This is a genomic window from Acetivibrio clariflavus DSM 19732, assembly GCF_000237085.1.
Taxonomy (GTDB): Bacteria; Bacillota; Clostridia; order Acetivibrionales; family Acetivibrionaceae; genus Acetivibrio; species Acetivibrio clariflavus.
The window spans coordinates 4,864,891-4,886,751 of sequence record NC_016627.1 but is presented as its reverse complement, the minus strand read 5'-3'; the positions used below and the strand labels follow the sequence as shown (position 1 = coordinate 4,886,751).

The 21,861-nt window shown below is 38.1% G+C and carries 7 protein-coding genes, 1 tRNA gene, 3 rRNA genes and 1 pseudogene; 11 read left to right on the top strand and 1 reads right to left on the bottom strand.

Translation table 11 applies throughout. The features are described from left to right. Positions 1-430: 430 nt before the first annotated feature. The 11 genes from CLOCL_RS20635 (at position 431) to CLOCL_RS20585 (ending at position 20,074) form a co-directional block, all read left to right on the top strand. Positions 431-2,076, top strand: a 16S ribosomal RNA gene (locus CLOCL_RS20635). A 126-nt stretch (positions 2,077-2,202) separates the two neighbouring features. Then, positions 2,203-2,278, top strand: a tRNA-Ala gene (locus CLOCL_RS20630). A 165-nt stretch (positions 2,279-2,443) separates the two neighbouring features. Beyond that, positions 2,444-5,786, top strand: a 23S ribosomal RNA gene (locus tag CLOCL_RS20625). A gap of 157 nt (positions 5,787-5,943) precedes the next feature. Beyond that, a 5S ribosomal RNA gene (gene rrf, locus CLOCL_RS20620) occupies positions 5,944-6,060 on the top strand. The 16S, 23S and 5S rRNA genes sit together here with 1 tRNA gene alongside, the layout of an rRNA operon. A 435-nt stretch (positions 6,061-6,495) precedes the next feature. Beyond that, positions 6,496-7,140 (top strand): accessory gene regulator ArgB-like protein, encoded by a 645-nt coding sequence (locus tag CLOCL_RS20615; RefSeq protein WP_014257137.1) that lies wholly within the window; start codon positions 6,496-6,498, stop codon positions 7,138-7,140. A 297-nt stretch (positions 7,141-7,437) separates the two neighbouring features. Further along, positions 7,438-8,349: a quinolinate synthase NadA gene (nadA, locus tag CLOCL_RS20610; RefSeq protein ID WP_014257136.1), complete on the top strand. Its 912-nt coding sequence runs from the start codon at positions 7,438-7,440 to the stop codon at positions 8,347-8,349. 189 nt (positions 8,350-8,538) lie between these two features. Beyond that, the gene (gene nadB / locus CLOCL_RS20605) at positions 8,539-10,146 is read left to right on the top strand and encodes an L-aspartate oxidase (protein ID WP_014257135.1); all 1,608 of its coding nucleotides are present in this window, start codon (positions 8,539-8,541) and stop codon (positions 10,144-10,146) included. A gap of 132 nt (positions 10,147-10,278) precedes the next feature. Next, positions 10,279-11,112, top strand: a complete 834-nt coding sequence (gene nadC / locus CLOCL_RS20600) for a carboxylating nicotinate-nucleotide diphosphorylase (protein WP_014257134.1) — start codon at positions 10,279-10,281, stop codon at positions 11,110-11,112. A gap of 759 nt (positions 11,113-11,871) precedes the next feature. Further along, positions 11,872-14,877 (top strand): cohesin domain-containing protein, encoded by a 3,006-nt coding sequence (locus CLOCL_RS20595; protein WP_014257133.1) that lies wholly within the window; start codon positions 11,872-11,874, stop codon positions 14,875-14,877. Positions 14,878-14,930: 53 nt separating this feature from the next. Beyond that, entirely contained in the window at positions 14,931-18,677 is a 3,747-nt protein-coding gene (locus CLOCL_RS20590; RefSeq protein WP_420805117.1) for a cohesin domain-containing protein, read from the top strand. 755 nt (positions 18,678-19,432) lie between these two features. Further along, positions 19,433-20,074 (top strand): reverse transcriptase domain-containing protein, encoded by a 642-nt coding sequence (locus CLOCL_RS20585; protein WP_014257131.1) that lies wholly within the window; start codon positions 19,433-19,435, stop codon positions 20,072-20,074. Positions 20,075-20,632: 558 nt separating this feature from the next. On the opposite strand, the pseudogene CLOCL_RS20580 reads toward CLOCL_RS20585, so the two are convergent. Then, positions 20,633-21,849 (bottom strand): annotated as a pseudogene (locus CLOCL_RS20580) (IS256 family transposase). Between the last annotated feature and the right edge of the window lie 12 nt (positions 21,850-21,861).

Here is a 21,861-nt window from a genome sequence, read left to right as displayed (position 1 = left end):
TTTAATTTTAAACAGAAGTAATGTGTCTAAAAACAGAAGATTTTTAAGAATAGAGGTGATATATTAAAATTACAGCCGATAGAGAGTATTTATTAAAGTTGATAATAATGCTTTTTGATTATATTATTATAGCTGTTGCGAAAAAGCGCCTGAAAAGGTAAGAGATATAAGCAGCATAAAATTGACAGCAAAAAAATAAAAAAAGTGTTGACAAAGTGAAAACAGCGTGGTAATATATAAAAGTCGCTCGCAACGAGTGACTGAGGCTAAGAATTATGGACTTTGAAAAGTGAACAGTGTAAGAAAGGAAAGGAACTCGTTGATTTAATGAGTAACTTGCGAGATATACGCGAGTAAGTAATTTAGAGCCAAAAGGCTTTCTAAAGAGATTAATACGTAGCTGTAGAGATACAGCGAAGTAGATAAAGTTTTTTTAGAGAGTTTGATCCTGGCTCAGGACGAACGCTGGCGGCGTGCCTAACACATGCAAGTCGAGCGGTCCTGCATTCAACATTGAGTATTCAGCTGACGTTGGAGATTGAGCCGGCGTCAAGCAGAAACAACCATATACTATGATATGTTTAAAGTTTCTGCTTCACGCTGAATAAAGTGCCAACACAAAAAGGAGCTGAGTATTGAATGTTGAATGCAGGATAGCGGCGGACGGGTGAGTAACGCGTGGGTAATCTGCCTCACACAGGGGGATAACACTGGGAAACTAGTGCTAATACCGCATAACATAACGAGGTGGCATCACTTTGTTATCAAAGGAGCAATCCGGTGTGAGATGAGCCCGCGTCCGATTAGCTAGTTGGTGAGGTAACGGCTCACCAAGGCGACGATCGGTAGCCGAACTGAGAGGTTGATCGGCCACATTGGGACTGAGACACGGCCCAGACTCCTACGGGAGGCAGCAGTGGGGAATATTGCGCAATGGGGGAAACCCTGACGCAGCAACGCCGCGTGAAGGAAGAAGGTCTTCGGATTGTAAACTTCTTTGGTTGGGGACGATAATGACGGTACCCAAGGAACAAGCCACGGCTAACTACGTGCCAGCAGCCGCGGTAATACGTAGGTGGCGAGCGTTGTCCGGAATTACTGGGTGTAAAGGGCGCGTAGGCGGGGATGCAAGTCAGATGTGAAATTCCGGGGCTCAACCCCGGCGCTGCATCTGAAACTGTATTTCTTGAGTGCTGGAGAGGAAAGCGGAATTCCTAGTGTAGCGGTGAAATGCGTAGAGATTAGGAGGAACACCAGTGGCGAAGGCGGCTTTCTGGACAGTAACTGACGCTGAGGCGCGAAAGCGTGGGGAGCAAACAGGATTAGATACCCTGGTAGTCCACGCCGTAAACGATGGATACTAGGTGTAGGAGGTATCGACCCCTTCTGTGCCGGAGTTAACACAATAAGTATCCCACCTGGGGAGTACGGCCGCAAGGTTGAAACTCAAAGGAATTGACGGGGGCCCGCACAAGCAGTGGAGTATGTGGTTTAATTCGAAGCAACGCGAAGAACCTTACCAGGGCTTGACATCCCTCTGACAGCTCTAGAGATAGGGCTTCTCTTCGGAGCAGAGGAGACAGGTGGTGCATGGTTGTCGTCAGCTCGTGTCGTGAGATGTTGGGTTAAGTCCCGCAACGAGCGCAACCCTTGTTGTTAGTTGCCATCATTAAGTTGGGCACTCTAACGAGACTGCCGGTGATAAATCGGAGGAAGGTGGGGACGACGTCAAATCATCATGCCCCTTATGTCCTGGGCTACACACGTACTACAATGGCTGCTACAAAGGGAAGCGAGACCGCGAGGTGGAGCAAATCCCCAAAAGCAGTCCCAGTTCAGATTGCAGGCTGAAACTCGCCTGCATGAAGTCGGAATTGCTAGTAATGGCAGGTCAGCATACTGCCGTGAATACGTTCCCGGGCCTTGTACACACCGCCCGTCACACCATGAGAGTCTGCAACACCCGAAGTCAGTAGTCTAACCGAGAGGAGGGCGCTGCCGAAGGTGGGGCAGATGATTGGGGTGAAGTCGTAACAAGGTAGCCGTATCGGAAGGTGCGGCTGGATCACCTCCTTTCTAAGGAGTAGGATGATACTTAAAGGTATCACTACTTATGGTCGATATCGGTTGTGAGACAGTCGATAGAGGGTTTCTTTCCTTACACTGTTTAGTTTTCTAAGCCCATAGAGCTTAGAGAAGCGTGGGGGTATAGCTCAGTTGGGAGAGCACCTGCCTTGCAAGCAGGGGGTCAGGAGTTCGAATCTCCTTATCTCCACCACAATCTGACCTTAAGGTCAGAGATGATGTACCTTGAAAAATATATAATGTCAGATAAAGCAAGATGAGAAGAAAAGAGGGTAACTAGTACAGAAAGAAGTACGTAGTGACTCTTAGGATAAACTCATTAAGATGGTAGAAGGGATTCACAAGGAGAACCGAGGAAGGTCAAGCTACTAAGAGCATAGGGTGAATGCCTAGGCACCAGAAGGCGAAGAAGGACGTGGTAAGCTGCGAAAAGCTGCGGTGAGGCGCAAACAGCCATCGACCCGCAGATGTCCGAATGGGGGAACCCACCTGAGGTAAATGCTCAGGTACTGCTACATGAATCCATAGTGTAGCAGGGCGAGACGTGGGGAACTGAAACATCTAAGTACCCACAGGAAAAGAAATCAACCGAGATTCCGTAAGTAGTGGCGAGCGAAAGCGGAAGAGCCCAAACCAATCTATAGCAATATAGGTTGGGGTTGCGGACTGGCGAAATGATTCTCTGAGCTTAGCAGAAGTAACCAGGAAAGGTTACACCATAGAGGGTAAAAGTCCCGTATGCGAAAAGTGAGGAGACAGGCCAGGATCCAGAGTACCACGAGGCACGTGAAACCTTGTGGGAAGCAGGGGGGACCACCCTCCAAGGCTAAATACTAACTGGTGACCGATAGTGGAGAAGTACCGTGAGGGAAAGGTGAAAAGAACCCCGGGAGGGGAGTGAAAGAGAACCTGAAACCCTATGTTTACAAGCAGTTGGAGAGCGTTAAGGCTCGACAGCGTACTTTTTGTAGAACGGTCCGGCGAGTTATTGTATGTGGCGAGGTTAAGTACTGAAGGTACGGAGCCGAAGGGAAACCGAGTCTGAAGAGGGCGTAAAGTCGCATGCAATAGACCCGAAACCGGGTGACCTATCCATGGACAGGTTGAAGCGAGAGTAAAGTCTCGTGGAGGACCGAACTCATAACCGTTGAAAAGGTTTGGGATGAGCTGTGGATAGCGGAGAAATTCCAATCGAACTCGGAGATAGCTGGTTCTCCCCGAAATAGCTTTAGGGCTAGCCTCAAGTATGTCTAACGGAGGTAAAGCACTGAATGGGCTAGGGGCCTTACCGGGTTACCGAACCCTATCAAACTCTGAATGCCGTATAGATTTAGCTTGGGAGTCAGACTACGAGAGATAAGTTCCGTAGTCGAGAGGGAAACAGCCCAGACCATCAGCTAAGGTCCCAAAATCACAGTTAAGTGGGAAAGGATGTGGGTTTGCTAAGACAACTAGGATGTTGGCTTAGAAGCAGCCATTCATTCAAAGAGTGCGTAATAGCTCACTAGTCGAGTGAACCTGCGCCGAAAATGTCCGGGGCTCAAACTGTGTACCGAAGCTGTGGCTTGCTGGAGGTTAGAAGTGAGAAGTTAGAGGTTAGAAGAGTGAGAGGAGTATCATGATGATAAAATCGTATAAAGATTTGGAAGTATATAAAGAGTCATACTCCTTAACAATAACTATAATGAAGATGACGCTCAAATATCCTGAGCATGAAAGGTATGAGTTGGTAAGCCAGATAAGGCGAGCTGCGATATCAATACCGTTAAATATAGCAGAAGGATATGGGCGAAAGGAATCTGTATCAGATTTTAAAAGATTTCTAAAAATGACATTAGGTTCGTGTAATGAAGTTGTGGTGTTATTGGATATGAGCAAAGACTTAGAATACATCACAAATGAAGAACACAAAGAATTAGTGGAAAGATATGATGTTTTAGGAAAGAGGATAAATACACTGATACAGAGATGGGAATAATCTAACGTCTAACATCTGACTTCTAACTTCTAGCAGGGGTAGGGGAGCTTACTATGGTAGGTAGAAGCATGACCGGAAGGACATGTGGACGAGATAGTAGTGAGAATGCCGGAATAAGTAGCGAGAGTGAAGTGAGAATCTTTACCGTCGAAAATCTAAGGTTTCCTGGGGAAGGTTCGTCCGCCCAGGGTAAGTCGGGACCTAAGCTGAGGCCGAAAGGCGTAGGCGATGGGGAACAGGTTGAAATTCCTGTACTACCGCTGCTCGTTTGAGAGAAGTGGGGACGCAGGGGGATAGGTCAAGCGAGTGACTGGAAGAGCTCGTCCAAGCGGCAAGTAGAGTCCGGTAGGCAAATCCGCCGGATGATTATGAGCCGTGACGGGGAGGGAAAATATAGTACCGAAGTGACCGATTTCGCACTGACGAGAAAAGCCACTATCGAGAGTAGAGGTACCCGTACCGCAAACCGACACAGGTAGATGAGGAGAGAATCCTAAGACGAGCGGGAGAAGCGTTGTTAAGGAACTCGGCAAATTGACCCCGTAAGTTCGCGAGAAGGGGTGCCTGTGAGAGCAGGCCGCAGAGAATAGGCCCAAGCAACTGTTTATCAAAAACACAGGTCTCTGCTAAATCGAAAGATGAAGTATAGGGGCTGACGCCTGCCCGGTGCTGGAAGGTTACGGGGATCTGTTAACGGAAGTGAAGCAGTGAACTTAAGCCCCAGTAAACGGCGGCCGTAACTATAACGGTCCTAAGGTAGCGAAATTCCTTGTCGGGTAAGTTCCGACCCGCACGAATGGCGTAATGATTTGGGCACTGTCTCAACAACGTACCCGGCGAAATTGTAGTACTTGTGAAGATGCAAGTTACCCGCGACAAGACGGAAAGACCCCATGGAGCTTTACTGTAGCCTGATACTGGGTTTCGGTATTCTTTGTACAGGATAGGTGGGAGATAGGGAAGTGTGGACGCCAGTCTGCATGGAATCGCCGTTGGGATACCACTCTAAGGGTACTGGGACTCTAACCTGAGGCCATGAGCTGGTCTAGGGACACTGTCAGGTGGGCAGTTTGACTGGGGCGGTCGCCTCCTAAAAGGTAACGGAGGCGTCCAAAGGTTACCTCAGCGCGGTTGGAAATCGCGCATCGAGTGCAAAGGCATAAGGTAGCCTGACTGTGAGACAGACAAGTCGAGCAGGTACGAAAGTAGGGCTTAGTGATCCGGCGGTAAGAGAGTGGAATTGCCGTCGCTCAACGGATAAAAGCTACCCTGGGGATAACAGGCTGATCTCCCCCAAGAGTCCACATCGACGGGGAGGTTTGGCACCTCGATGTCGGCTCATCGCATCCTGGAGCTGAAGTAGGTTCCAAGGGTTTGGCTGTTCGCCAATTAAAGCGGTACGCGAGCTGGGTTCAGAACGTCGTGAGACAGTTCGGTCCCTATCTGTCGCGGGCGCAGGATATTTGAAGGGATCTGTCCTTAGTACGAGAGGACCGGGATGGACGAACCTCTGGTGCACCAGTTGTACTACCAAGTGCACAGCTGGGTAGCCAAGTTCGGACGGGATAAACGCTGAAAGCATCTAAGCGTGAAACCCACCCTAAGATGAGATATCCCACCGAAAGGGTAAGACCCCATGTAGACTACATGGTTGATAGGCCAGGGGTGTAAGTACAGTAATGTATTTAGCTGACTGGTACTAATAGGTCGAGGGCTTGACCAAATTAGAAGTTAGAGGTTGGAAGTTGGAAGATGGAAAACTGACAACTGAGGAGAAGAAGAAGGGTTCTGAAGTGAAGACTTAATGAGTGAGAGAGCTTCTTATCTTGTGGACTGACGTTATATATTTTTGAAGGTATATACCAAAAAGTTTATAGATTTCTGGTGGCAATAACGAGAAGGACACACCCGTTCCCATCCCGAACACGGTAGTTAAGCTTCTCAGTGCCGATGATACTTGGATGGAGACGTCCTGGGAAAGTAGGTCGCTGCCAGATTTATATCAAAGCCTTATGGTACCAATCCATAAGGCTTTGTTTATTTGACGGAAATAATCAAATAATTTATCTAAAATCATACCAGAATAAAACAAATATATTGGATTGATAAATTTAAATGTTTTTGATATTTATACATTAGAAATTTACTTCCATTTATATAATAAATAAACACAGGAGTGAATTTAAATGTGGATAAAATAATGAAAATTTTAACTTTATCCACAAGGAAAACAACAAAAATTTATTATAATAAATATACAGTGTTTTATTTAATAAATTCTTGTTAACTAACATTTTTATAGTATAATTATAATTAAATGGTTTAAATAAAAATATGTGTTAATTTGATGAAGATACATTCTTAATTTAATAAATTTCACTTCTGTTGTTATGTGTGAAAAGCTATATTTTTTATCTAAAGGGGGAGTTAACGTGCGATTTATTGAAGTGTTATCCTATTCAGGTGCGAATTATTTAATGAAACAAAAAGGAGAGAATCATGAGAAAAGGCGAGTTTACTTCTATGGTCTTCAAGTAATTATAGGGGCTATTGTTAAGTTTATAATATTATTTATCTTGGCTTTTATTACAGATACTTTGTTAACAACATTTTTGATGGCTGTTGTTTTTGCGTCGCTTAGGTCGATTGCTGGCGGTTATCATATGGATACTTTTGGAAAGTGCCTGGGAGTTTCCATATCACTGTTTATGGTGTTTTCCATTATTGCACGATATACTTATCAATATTGGAATGATTATCATGTGATAATATTTGCAATAATTGCTGTAGTCGTTTCTCTATTCTCCATTTATAAATGGGCACCTTCAGATAATCCAAACAGACCTATTACTGATCCAAAAGAAATTAAAAGATTTAAAAATCTATCAATTGTTTATTTAGGGATTTGGGCAGTAATTTCATTTGTTTTAATTTATACAAAGTTATATATGATATTTCTCTCAATTGCGTTTGGTCTATTATTAGAGATATTTTCAATTACACCTGCAGGCCATACTTTTTTTGACTTCATAAAGAATAGTTTGAAAAAGAAAAAAAAGAAGTTATCTAAAAAATAATTTTATTTTCCTGAATACAGAAATCTCAATATTTTTCTTCTCAAAAACTTTTCCACATAGAAAAATATTTTAGTTAGAAATTCATAGGATAAAGAATAAGAATAAATTTTAATATAACAAGTTAAAAGATTTTATACAACATTAATTAGTTTAATAGATCCTGTGAAATGCAGGATTTTTTTATCCTTTACAAATAAGGGGTAAAGTATTAAAATATTTAAAAGTATTAGATAAGAGCAAGTATGGCAAATGTATTTTCTGCCAAATACAGCGTAATAAAGGGTTGATTAGGTAAATATGAAAAAAGAAGAAATTGTTAAAGAAATTTTAGAACTAAAGAAAAAAAGGAATGCAGTTATTGTTGCACATAATTATCAGGTTGACGATGTGCAGGAAGTAGCAGATGTTATAGGTGATTCTCTTGCATTGAGTAAATATTGTGCAGATGTGAAGAAGGATGTCATAGTTTTCTGTGGTGTTCATTTTATGGCGGAGAGTGCAAAAATTCTTTCTCCCGATAAAATTGTACTTCTTCCGGAAATAGATGCAGGATGTCCAATGGCAGATATGGTTACTAAAGAAGCATTAATTGAAGAGAAAAAGAAACATCCTAACGCAACAGTTGTATGCTATATCAATTCGTCTGCAGAGGTCAAGTCTGAATGTGATATATGTTGTACATCGTCTAATGCAGTTAATATTGTAAGATCTGTTAAAAGTAAAGACATACTTTTTGTACCCGATATGAATCTTGGAAGTTATGTAGCCAAGATGGTGCCGGATAAGAATATTATCTTGTGGGAAGGATATTGTATTACGCATCATAGGATAAAAATTAGTGAGCTTGAAAGAGCTAAGGAATTACGACCTAATGCTAAGGTGTTGGTACATCCCGAATGTCAGCCTGATATTGTTGCTGCTGCAGATTTTGTGGGCAGTACAAAACAAATTATTGACTATGCTGCAAATTCCCCAGATAAAGAGTTTATAATAGGTACAGAAATGGGTGTGTTGTTTAAATTAAAAAGGGACAACCCTGATAAAAGTTTCTATTTATTATCTCAGGGACTAGTATGTCCCAATATGAAAAAAACATCTTTACTTAGCGTATACAGATCTCTTAAGGAAATGAATTATGAAATAAATCTAGATGAGACAATTAGATTGAAAGCTAAAAAGGCTTTGGACAATATGCTCGAAATAAGTTGATAAGTTTATTAGAAACTTGTTATGGTTACAAAAATAATGATTCAGACAGTTTTAAATCTATTTTTTAATATATTATTATATTTGTTGTTTATTAGGAAATATTAATGAAGATTCTTAAGTACTTTTGTGTAGCTCTGGATGCACTGGTATTGGGCGGATAGTGCGATTTTAAGGGGGAAGTTTAAAAAGTTGGATAATTACAGATACCTTATTGATTTTGATACCGATAAAATTAGAAAAGAGTATTACGATATAATAATAATAGGCAGTGGAATTGCAGGTGTATACACTGCACTTGAATTACCGGAGAAGTATAACATTGTCATTATTACGAAGGAAACCATAGATATAAGCAATTCGGTACTTGCTCAAGGTGGAATAGCGGTTTCATTAGATAAGGAAGATTCGCCTGAGTTACATTTCAAAGATACTATATATGCAGGTGCAGGCCTTTGTGATGAAAATAGCGTATGGGTTCTTGTAAATGAGGCCGCCAAAAATATCGAAGCATTATGTAAATATGGTGTTAATTTTGATAAAAAAGAGAATAAAGATGAGCTGTCGCTTACCAGAGAAGGGGCACACAGCAAAAACAGGATTATTCATGCGGGAGATACGACAGGCAAAGAGGTATGTGATAAGTTAATTTCAATAGTTAAAGCAAGAAAAAATGTAAAAATAAAGGAAAGAACCTTTGCCATAGACATTCTAACAGATAATGATGTTTGCAAAGGTGTTTTGAGTTATGATGAAGATTGTGATCAGTATATTTATTATGTTTCAAGTGTTGTAATAAATGCAGCTGGTGGATTTGGTCAACTGTATTTAAATACGACAAATCCTGAAGTAGCTACCGGTGATGGTGTGAGCTTGGCATATAGGGCTGGTGCCGAACTTATGGATATGGAATTTGTCCAGTTCCATCCTACCGTTTTATTTCATCCTGAGAACAAGAGTTTTTTAATATCAGAAGCGGTAAGGGGCGAAGGGGCAATATTAAGAAATGTTTTTGGTGAAAGATTTATGCCCAAATACCATGAGTTAAATGAACTGGCACCGAGAGATATTGTATCTAGAGCAATTTTCAGTGAGATGAAAAAAACTGAATCTGATCATGTATATTTGGATATAACGTTTAAAGATAAAAACTATCTCGAATCAAGATTTCCTAATATTTATAAAAAATGCCTTAATTATGGTATAGATATATCAAAAGATTATATTCCGGTTGCACCTGCTGAACATTATTGTATGGGTGGCGTAAAAACAGATGTGTTTGGTCGTACCAATATAAAGGGATTTTTTGCTTGCGGTGAAGTCGCTTGCAGCGGAATACATGGGGCAAACAGACTCGCAAGTAATTCTCTGCTTGAAGGGCTGGTCTTTGGACGCAAAATAGGTGAAGAAGTTTCAAAAATATTGGCTGAAAATATATCTCTTGATACAAGTTTTCACCTATCGTATAAAAAGAATCGTATAAAGAAGCAAATTGATAAAAAACGAATAAAGACAGATATTCAAAATCTTATGACAAAATATGTTGGTATTATCAGAAACAGAGAAGGTATGATTATTGCGAAAAATAAAATAGACCAATATTATAGTGTAATTTGCGATATGTATAATACAAGCATTGAGGATTTTGAGATTCAGAACATGGTGCTGTTAGCTAGAATTGTAATAGAAGCAGCGTTAGAGAGGGAAGAAAGCAGAGGAGCTCATTATAGGACAGACTTTCAAAGTACTGATGATATTAATTGGAAGAGAAATATAATTAAAGTGATACAGAAAAAGTAAACATTTTAATATTTCTTAATCAGCTGATTTTAATATTTGATTATAAGAGATTATTGTATGGACTATTTCGGATCAGGAATCTTATATTAAAAATTGTAAATAAAATATGCTTGTGTGAGAAAGGAGAATTATATGTTTTCCATATCTGATATAGATAATATAATTATAAATTCGTTAAAGGAAGATATGCCTGCAGGTGATATTACTACCGATAATATTATAGATGAGAATGCTATGTCTTTTGCAAAAATGATAGCTAAAGATTCGGGTGTTATAGCCGGATTGGATGTTGCAAAAAGAGTTTTTGAGCTTTTGGATCAAGATGTTAAATTTGATAAGCATACTGAAGACGGACAATGGGTAAGTAAAGGTGATGTCATAGCAACAATACATGGAAAAACCCGAGCCCTTTTAAAGGGAGAAAGAACAGCCTTGAATATTCTTCAGAGACTTTCAGGAATTGCAACGATAACCAGACAGTATGCTGATAAAATAAAACATTTAAAGGCAAAAGTTGTTGATACCAGAAAGACTACTCCTGGACTTAGAATGCTTGAAAAATATGCTGTAAGAGTTGGAGGAGGGACAAACCATAGATTTTGTTTGTCTGATGGAGTTTTAATAAAAGATAATCATATAAAAGCAGCTGGAGGAATAAAAAAAGCTATTGAACTTGTACGAAATAAAATTCCTCATACAATTAAGATAGAAGTTGAAACAGAAACAATTGACCAGGTGCTTGAGGCAATTGATGGAAAAGCTGACATAATAATGTTAGACAATATGGGACTTGACATGATGAAAGAAGCTGTTAAAATAATTAATGGAAAAGCAATTGTAGAAGCGTCAGGAAATGTGACTTTAGATACAATAGTCGAAATAGCTGAAACTGGAGTTGATATAATTTCAGTGGGAAGCTTAACACATTCAGTAAGGGCTTTTGATATAAGTATGAAAATAACCTAAAAAGCAGTCTAGAAGTTTTGAAGTAATCCCAGTGTAATTAAATATTAATTTATTATAGAGGTGTAAACTTGTGGATAATATTGATAATTATCCACAGTTTATTCACACCTTTTTTTGAACATATAATTTTATGTGTTGAAAATATGATTATATAAAGGTTTATAGAGTTTTTATGTAAAAAAGGTATCCACAATTGTTGTGGATATTTTTTTGTTTTGAAATTTATATCAATAAAATTGAATAAAGGTGCCAAAAAAAAATGCAAATTTTCGAATAATCTATATAGACGGAAAGTTTAATAAATAATATATTATAAAAATAGTTATAATTGAAAGAAATAATTATGCTATCAAAAATAATGTTAATATAATTTATTACCGATATGTTGTAGAATTAAAGTAATCTGGAAAATTTTATTCTTTATTTAAATATTTATTTAGAATTAATAATTATTATTTATTTTTATGAGTTATGCAATTTTTTATGCAATATGTCAAAGCAGCTCATAAAGAGGAATTCTGCTATAGAGTTAAATTTATAATTTAGCTTTTATTTATTTGATGGACATGTATTTGAATTTTGCCACAATTTTTTTATGAGTTCAATAAGCTTTATATAATTTGTATTTGTTTAAGGAGAAAATAGACTTTAATTTGCTTAATTTAGTGCCGTATAAAATGTATTGAATATAGTCTGGAATTCTTTTTTCAGAATTCCGGATGTATATAAAATTTTAAATATTTTTAAGGAGGAAAGCATATGTACATGTCAAAATTCAAAAGATTCATCTCTGTTGTATTATGTGCATTTCTTTTATGCACACTGCTGCCAATAGAAAAGGCAGAAGCAGCAGGATTCACAGTAAGTGTTGAATCTGTAAGCGGATCATTTGGTCAGCAGATAGTAGTACCAGTAAAGTTTTCAAATGTACCGTCAAATGGAATCATCACAGCTGATATGACTATCACTTACGATTCAAGTAAGCTTGAATATGTAAGTGGCGAAGCGGGAAGCATAGTAACAAACCCGAGCATTAACTATGCTATAAACAAAGATAAAGATGGTTCAATAAAAGTATTGTTTTTAGATGATACATTAACAAGTGGATACATAAGTAGAGATGGAGTATTTACAAACCTTACTTTTAAGGTAATAAGTTCAGCATCTACTACTGCAACAGTAACAGTAAACAAGGCTAATTTTGGAGATAGAAATTTAAGTCCAATAACTGCTCAATTCAGTGCAGGAACAATCACATTGAACAGTGGTAATTCAACAATACCAACAACACAACCTACGACACCGCCATGGACTCAACCTACAACACCACCACAAAATTCATCAGGCAATTTTTCTGTTAATTACTCCCAAAACTCTTGGGGTACAGGTGCAACAGTCAGTATGACTATTACAAATAATGGTTCTTCAGCAGTAAATGGTTGGACCGTTAACTTTACATTCCCAGGGAATCAGAAAATAACAAATGCTTGGAATTGTACTTATACTCAATCTGGTTCTTCAGTAACAATTAATAATGTAGATTATAATGCAGTTATACCGGCAGGTGGTTCGGTAACAATTGGCTTTAATATTTCTTATAGTGGAACAAATGAAGCACCAACTAACTTTATTGTTAATTCTTCTTCTGTAAATCCAGGAAATCCAACACAACCACCATTCCAGCCTACATTACCTCCAACATCACAACCATCAACAGGACCGATAGTAACAGGATTTACAGCATATGTAGAATCAGTAACAGCAAGTGCAGGTGAGCAGGTAGTAGTACCTATAAAATTAGCGAATGTACCGTCAAACGGAATTACAACAGCAGACATGACAATAACATACGATGCAAGCAAACTTGAATATGTAAAAGGAGAAGCAGGAAGCATAGTAATAAATCCGTCAATAAACTTTGCAATAAACAAAGAGAAAGACGGAATAATAAGAATATTGTTCTTGGATGATACATTGTTAAATGAATATATAAGCAAAGATGGAGTATTTGCAAATATCACATTTAAAGTATCCGGAACATCAACAGTAACAATAAGCAAGGCAACCTTTGGAGACAGAAGCTTAAAACCAGTAAGTGCAACATTGACAGCAGGAACAGTAACAGTGGGCGGAGGAACAACACAGCCAACACCGACTCCGACACAACCTACAACAGGACCGATAGTAACAGGATTTACAGCATATGTAGAATCAGTAACAGCAAGTGCAGGTGAACAGGTAGTAGTACCTATAAAATTAGCGAATGTACCGTCAAACGGAATCACAACAGCAGACATGACAATAACATACGATGCAAGCAAACTTGAATATGTAAAAGGAGAAGCAGGAAGCATAGTAATAAATCCGTCAATAAACTTTGCAATAAACAAAGAGAAAGACGGAATAATAAGAATATTGTTCTTGGATGATACATTGTTAAATGAATATATAAGCAAAGACGGAGTATTTGCAAATATCACATTTAAAGTATCCGGAACATCAACAGTAACAATAAGCAAGGCAACCTTTGGAGACAGAAGCTTAAAACCAGTAAGTGCAACATTGACAGCAGGAACAGTAACAGTAGGTGGAGGAACAACACAACCAACAGTACCTCCAACATCACAGCCTACAACAGGACCGATAGTAACAGGATTTACAGCATATGTAGAATCAGTAACAGCAAGTGCAGGTGAGCAGGTAGTAGTACCTATAAAATTAGCGAATGTACCGTCAAACGGAATCACAACAGCAGACATGACAATAACATACGATGCAAGCAAACTTGAATATGTAAAAGGAGAAGCAGGAAGTATAGTAATAAATCCGTCAATAAACTTTGCAATAAACAAAGAGAAAGACGGAATAATAAGAATACTGTTCTTGGATGATACATTGTTAAATGAATATATAAGCAAGGACGGAGTATTTGCAAATATCACATTTAAAGTATCCGGAACATCAACAGTAACAATAAGCAAGGCAACCTTTGGAGACAGAAGCTTAAAGCCAGTAAGTGCAACATTGACAGCAGGAACAGTAACAGTGGGCGGAGGAACAACACAGCCAACACCGACTCCGACACAACCTACAACAGGACCGATAGTAACAGGATTTACAGCATATGTAGAATCAGTAACAGCAAGTGCAGGTGGACAGGTAGTAGTACCTATAAAATTAGCGAATGTACCGTCAAACGGAATCACAACAGCAGACATGACAATAACATACGATGCAAGCAAACTTGAATATGTAAAAGGAGAAGCAGGAAGTATAGTAATAAATCCGTCAATAAACTTTGCAATAAACAAAGAGAAAGACGGAATAATAAGAATATTGTTCTTGGATGATACATTGTTAAATGAATATATAAGCAAAGACGGAGTATTTGCAAATATCACATTTAAAGTATCCGGAACATCAACAGTAACAATAAGCAAGGCAACCTTTGGAGACAGAAGCTTAAAGCCAGTAAGTGCAACATTGACAGCAGGAACAGTAACAGTAGGTGGAGGAACAACACAACCAACAGTACCTCCAACATCACAGCCTACAACAGGACCGATAGTAACAGGATTTACAGCATATGTAGAATCAGTAACAGCAAGTGCTGGTGAACAGGTAGTAGTACCTATAAAATTGGCGAATGTACCGTCAAACGGAATCACAACAGCAGACATGACAATAACATACGATGCAAGCAAACTTGAATATGTAAAAGGAGAAGCAGGAAGTATAGTAATAAATCCGTACAATAAACTTTGACAATAAACAAAGAGAAAGACGGAATAATAAGAATATTGTTCTTGGATGATACATTGTTAAATGAATATATAAGCAAAGACGGAGTATTTGCAAATATCACATTTAAAGTATCCGGAACATCAACAGTAACAATAAGCAAGGCAACCTTTGGAGACAGAAGCTTAAAGCCAGTAAGTGCAACATTGACAGCAGGAACAGTAACAGTAGGTGGAGGAACAACACAACCAACAGTACCTCCAACATCACAGCCTACAACAGGACCGATAGTAACAGGATTTACAGCATATGTAGAATCAGTAACAGCAAGTGCAGGTGAGCAGGTAGTAGTACCTATAAAATTAGCGAATGTACCGTCAAACGGAATCACAACAGCAGACATGACAATAACATACGATGCAAGCAAACTTGAATATGTAAAAGGAGAAGCAGGAAGTATAGTAATAAATCCGTCAATAAACTTTGCAATAAACAAAGAGAAAGACGGAATAATAAGAATATTGTTCTTGGATGATACATTGTTAAATGAATATATAAGCAAAGACGGAGTATTTGCAAATATCACATTTAAAGTATCCGGAACATCAACAGTAACAATAAGCAAGGCAACCTTTGGAGACAGAAGCTTAAAGCCAGTAAGTGCAACATTGACAGCAGGAACAGTAACAGTAGGTGGAGGAACAACACAACCAACAGTACCTCCAACATCACAGCCTACAACAGGACCGATAGTAACAGGATTTACAGCATATGTAGAATCAGTAACAGCAAGTGCAGGTGAGCAGGTAGTAGTACCTATAAAATTAGCGAATGTACCGTCAAACGGAATCACAACAGCAGACATGACAATAACATACGATGCAAGCAAACTTGAATATGTAAAAGGAGAAGCAGGAAGCATAGTAATAAATCCGTCAATAAACTTTGCAATAAACAAAGAGAAAGACGGAATAATAAGAATACTGTTCTTGGATGATACATTGTTAAATGAATATATAAGCAAAGACGGAGTATTTGCAAATATCACATTTAAAGTATCCGGAACATCAACAGTAACAATAAGCAAGGCAACCTTTGGAGACAGAAGCTTAAAACCAGTAAGTGCAACATTGACAGCAGGAACAGTAACAGTGGGCGGAGGAACAACACAGCCAACACCGACTCCGACACAACCTACAACAGGACCGATAGTAACAGGATTTACAGCATATGTAGAATCAGTAACAGCAAGTGCAGGTGAACAGGTAGTAGTACCTATAAAATTAGCGAATGTACCGTCAAACGGAATTACAACAGCAGACATGACAATAACATACGATGCAAGCAAACTTGAATATGTAAAAGGAGAAGCAGGAAGCATAGTAATAAATCCGTCAATAAACTTTGCAATAAACAAAGAGAAAGACGGAATAATAAGAATATTGTTCTTGGATGATACATTGTTAAATGAATATATAAGCAAAGACGGAGTATTTGCAAATATCACATTTAAAGTATCCGGAACATCAACAGTAACAATAAGCAAGGCAACCTTTGGAGACAGAAGCTTAAAACCAGTAAGTGCAACATTGACAGCAGGAACAGTAACAGTAGGTGGAGGAACAACACAACCAACAGTACCTCCAACATCACAACCATCAACAGGACCGATAGTAACAGGATTTACAGCATATGTAGAATCAGTAACAGCAAGTGCTGGTGAACAGGTAGTAGTACCTATAAAATTGGCGAATGTACCGTCAAACGGAATTACAACAGCAGACATGACAATAACATACGATGCAAGCAAACTTGAATATGTAAAAGGAGAAGCAGGAAGTATAGTAATAAATCCGTCAATAAACTTTGCAATAAACAAAGAGAAAGACGGAATAATAAGAATACTGTTCTTGGATGATACATTGTTAAATGAATATATAAGCAAGGACGGAGTATTTGCAAATATCACATTTAAAGTATCCGGAACATCAACAGTAACAATAAGCAAGGCAACCTTTGGAGACAGAAGCTTAAAGCCAGTAAGTGCAACATTGACAGCAGGAACAGTAACAGTGGGCGGAGGAACAACACAGCCAACACCGACTCCGACACAACCTACAACAGGACCGATAGTAACAGGATTTACAGCATATGTAGAATCAGTAACAGCAAGTGCAGGTGAACAGGTAGTAGTACCTATAAAATTAGCGAATGTACCGTCAAACGGAATCACAACAGCAGACATGACAATAACATACGATGCAAGCAAACTTGAATATGTAAAAGGAGAAGCAGGAAGTATAGTAATAAATCCGTCAATAAACTTTGCAATAAACAAAGAGAAAGACGGAATAATAAGAATACTGTTCTTGGATGATACATTGTTAAATGAATATATAAGCAAAGACGGAGTATTTGCAAATATCACATTTAAAGTATCCGGAACATCAACAGTAACAATAAGCAAGGCAACCTTTGGAGACAGAAGCTTAAAGCCAGTAAGTGCAACATTGACAGCAGGAACAGTAACAGTGGGCGGAGGAACAACACAACCAACAGTACCTCCAACATCACAGCCTACAACAGGACCGATAGTAACAGGATTTACAGCATATGTAGAATCAGTAACAGCAAGTGCAGGTGAGCAGGTAGTAGTACCTATAAAATTGGCGAATGTACCGTCAAACGGAATTACAACAGCAGACATGACAATAACATACGATGCAAGCAAACTTGAATATGTAAAAGGAGAAGCAGGAAGCATAGTAATAAATCCGTCAATAAACTTTGCAATAAACAAAGAGAAAGACGGAATAATAAGAATACTGTTCTTGGATGATACATTGTTAAATGAATATATAAGCAAAGATGGAGTATTTGCAAATATCACATTTAAAGTATCCGGAACATCAACAGTAACAATAAGCAAGGCAACCTTTGGAGACAGAAGCTTAAAGCCAGTAAGTGCAACATTGACAGCAGGAACAGTAACAGTGGGCGGAGGAACAACACAGCCAACACCGACTCCGACACAACCTACAACAGGACCGATAGTAACAGGATTTACAGCATATGTAGAATCAGTAACAGCAAGTGCTGGTGAACAGGTAGTAGTACCTATAAAATTGGCGAATGTACCGTCAAACGGAATTACAACAGCAGACATGACAATAACATACGATGCAAGCAAACTTGAATATGTAAAAGGAGAAGCAGGAAGCATAGTAATAAATCCGTCAATAAACTTTGCAATAAACAAAGAGAAAGACGGAATAATAAGAATACTGTTCTTGGATGATACATTGTTAAATGAATATATAAGCAAAGACGGAGTATTTGCAAATATCACATTTAAAGTATCCGGAACATCAACAGTAACAATAAGCAAGGCAACCTTTGGAGACAGAAGCTTAAAGCCTGTAAGTGCAACATTGACAGCAGGAACAGTAACAGTAGGTGGAGGAACAACACAGCCAACACCGACTCCGACACAACCAACAACACAACCGACTACACAGCCACAAACAGGCAACTTCTCAGTTAAATATAGTCAGAATTCTTGGGGTACAGGTGCAACAGTTAGCATTGAAATAAAGAATAATGGTTCAACTGCAGTTAATGGATGGACATTGAGCTTCGATTTCCCAGGTAACCAGAAAATAACAAATGCATGGAACTGCACATACACTCAAAATGGTAATGCCGTTTCAATTTCAAATGTAGACTATAATGGTACTATACCTCCAGGAGGTTCAGTAGTAATTGGGTTCAATATTTCCTATAGCGGAACCAATGCAGAACCGACCAACTTTATTGTAAAATAATAGATGTAATTAATACTTGAAAATAAATAGTAATTTAAAAAGAGGAAAGCATTTGCTTTCCTCTTTTTTTAGGTGTGCATCCAGAGAAGCTGGACTATACTTGCCGGTGAAAGTCGGTATGGGGAATTGCAGGAAACTCGCTAGCTAGTTCCGGTGCGTTAGACTAATGTGGGTGGTGAACTGGAGGAAAGTGTACCTGTCAAAGTGTGTCCTGAAGATGAAATTGCGACAAAAGGAGGGAGAATAAACGTAATGAATCATGCTTTGTAGGAGATGAGAGTAGGCCTCTCGAAATCGGTATTCAGGTGCAGGTTTCAAACTGCCTGTTGGTGCTGCAGTCAAAAGCTGTGGTATTGAGCGTTACAGGAAAAGATTGATGAATCAATCAAGTGCGTACCAGGAAGCTGAATGAAAATGAACAATCGAGGAAGCGTCGTTAATACGTAAATACAGTCGAAACCGGGTGTTTTTGACCACGCGGGATAAATCTGAAGGGAACCTGATTACTGTTCAGATGGCTGTCGGCGTAAAGATTGCAGGAGCTTGGTACAGACTCTTACAAGGAACAGGAGAAGTCTGTGCTCTAATGTAAAGTGAAAAATCCAAGCGAAGGAATGACAAGGATGAAAGTAGCGATGTAGAGCATAGATGCGGAAGAATTCGTAGTAGTGTGGAAGTTACTGTAATGGTAATGGAGCGAAGGGATTCTGTTATCTATACTTCAGAATTTAAACAACCAGAAATGGGAGGATTTAATGGAAGAAGGAAAGTCGTTTGAGATTTCACGACATCAAGTCCTGGAAGCATACAAACGTGTAAAAGCGAATCATGGTGCAAGTGGAGTTGATGGTGTTAACTTTGAAAAATTTGAAAAGGACTTGAAGAACAATCTATACAAGCTATGGAACAGGATGTCATCAGGTAGCTATTTCCCAAAAGCAGTAAAGGGAGTTGAAATACCAAAGAAAAACGGAAAGAAAAGGTTACTGGGAATACCGACTATAGAAGACAGAGTAGCACAAATGACTGTCCGCATGAGTTTTGAGCAGTTAGTTGAGCCTATATCTAGTAGTAATTCGTATGGATATAGACCAAAACGTTCAGCTATTGAAGCTGTAGCAGTAACTAGGGAAAGGTGCTGGAAAACGTCATGGGTATTGGAATTTGACATTAAAGGATTATTTGACAATATAGACCACGAATTATTAAATAAGGCGGTAAGAAAGCATATAGACAGCAAATGGATTATCCTGTATATTGAGAGGTTTCTAAAAGCAGCAATAAAAATGCCGGACGGGACGATACAGCAAAGGAAATGCGGAACACCACAAGGCGGAGTAATAAGTCCGGTTTTAGCAAATAAATCATTAAATTCACTGATGAGATTAAAACATTAATAGAAAAGTTGCAAAAACACATGAAACAGAAAGGCTACTTAGAAATAGATGGTAGCTTAGCAAAAACTATAGTAGAAGATATAGAAACAGAATGTATAGATAAAGGAAAGGTAACAGTATTCAATTGTTTATTTACCGATATGATAATAATATAAACTAACGGAATCCTTCTATATTAGAATAAAAAACATAGAAGGATTTTATTGAGTCCAAGCATATTAATGTTAATTAAAAATTAGTTCGTTCCAAAGTTGGCTGAAATATAACACTTTTAAAATCCAAAGGGAATGTAAGTAATTTTGTGTATCATAATTTATGTAATCCTTCTTTAGCAAGTAAATTTTAGTTGACAAGGTTTACAGAATATTGTTTTTTATTGCCTTTTCATTATATATTATTGCCGGATTTGTTAAGTTTTATACATAAACTTGATTAAATCTGGCAATAATCATTTATAATGGTCAGTATTAGCCTTTTAAACCTATATTTTTAATTTTGTGAGGTCTAGCCCATCCGGCGATGAGGATGAGCCCTTGAGGGCGGTGGGGGTGAATGCTCTTAAATATACTCTTCCAGCCTACCTGGATATTGGATTACCAATTGGCTAAGTACTCTATCCCAGTTTTTGTAACGTTGTGTCCATTTTTTTACTACATTCATTGATGCTAAATATAAAATCTTTTCTAGTGAACTGTCTGTTGGAAATATTGTTTTTGTTTTTGTGACCTTACGAAACTGACGATGTAGTCCTTCAATTATATTTGTAGTATAAATTATTTTTCGTATTTCTTCTGGAAATTTGAAAAATGGACTTATAACATCCCAGTTATTTTCCCAACTACGTATTGCAAAAGGATATTCCTTTCCCCACTTTTCTTTAAGTTCATAAAGTTTTTCTAATGCTATTTCTTCATTAATAGCATGATATACTTCTTTGAAATCATTACTAAATGCTTTTAGGTCTTTGTATGGCACATACTTAAAAGAATTTCTCAGCTGATGTATTATGCAACGCTGCACTTCAGATTTTGGATATGCAGCATTTATGGCTTCCTTAAGTCCGGTAAGTCCATCAACACAAAAATTAAAACATCCTGTACTCCTCTATTTTTAAGGTCATTCAGTACACCAAGCCAAAACTTTGAGGATTCATTGTCACCAATCCAGATCCCTAAAATATCCTTATATCCATCAATAGTAACACCTAGAACAACATAAGCTGCCCTGTTTATTATTCTTCCGTCGTCCTTAACTTTATAGTGTATTGCATCCATAAAAACAAAAGAGTATATAGGTTCAAGAGGTCTTTGTTGCCATTCCTTAATCTCTGGAGCAATTCTATCAGTAATCTTACTAACCATCTCTGCTGATAGGCTAAAACCATAAAGTTCTTCAATTTGTTGACTGATATCCCTTGTAGACATTCCTCTTGCATATAAAGCTATAACTTTTTCTTCAATTCCAGAAACATTACGTTGATATTTAGGAATAATTTTAGGTTGAAATTCGCCTTTACGATCTCTTGGTACTTGTATATCAATTTCTCCAAACTCACTTTTTATTTTTTTAGGCGTATAACCGTTACGACTATTATCAGTTTTTTTATTTTCTACATCATCTTTAGCATATCCTAATTTTGCTTCAAGTTCTGCTTCTAAAAGTTCTTGTATTATATCTTTAAAAATGTCTTTAAGATATTCATTAATATCAGATACACTTTGGAAATTATTTTCCCGAACTAATTGTTTGATTTGTTCTTTTGTTAACGTTGACATAAAGTTCTCCTC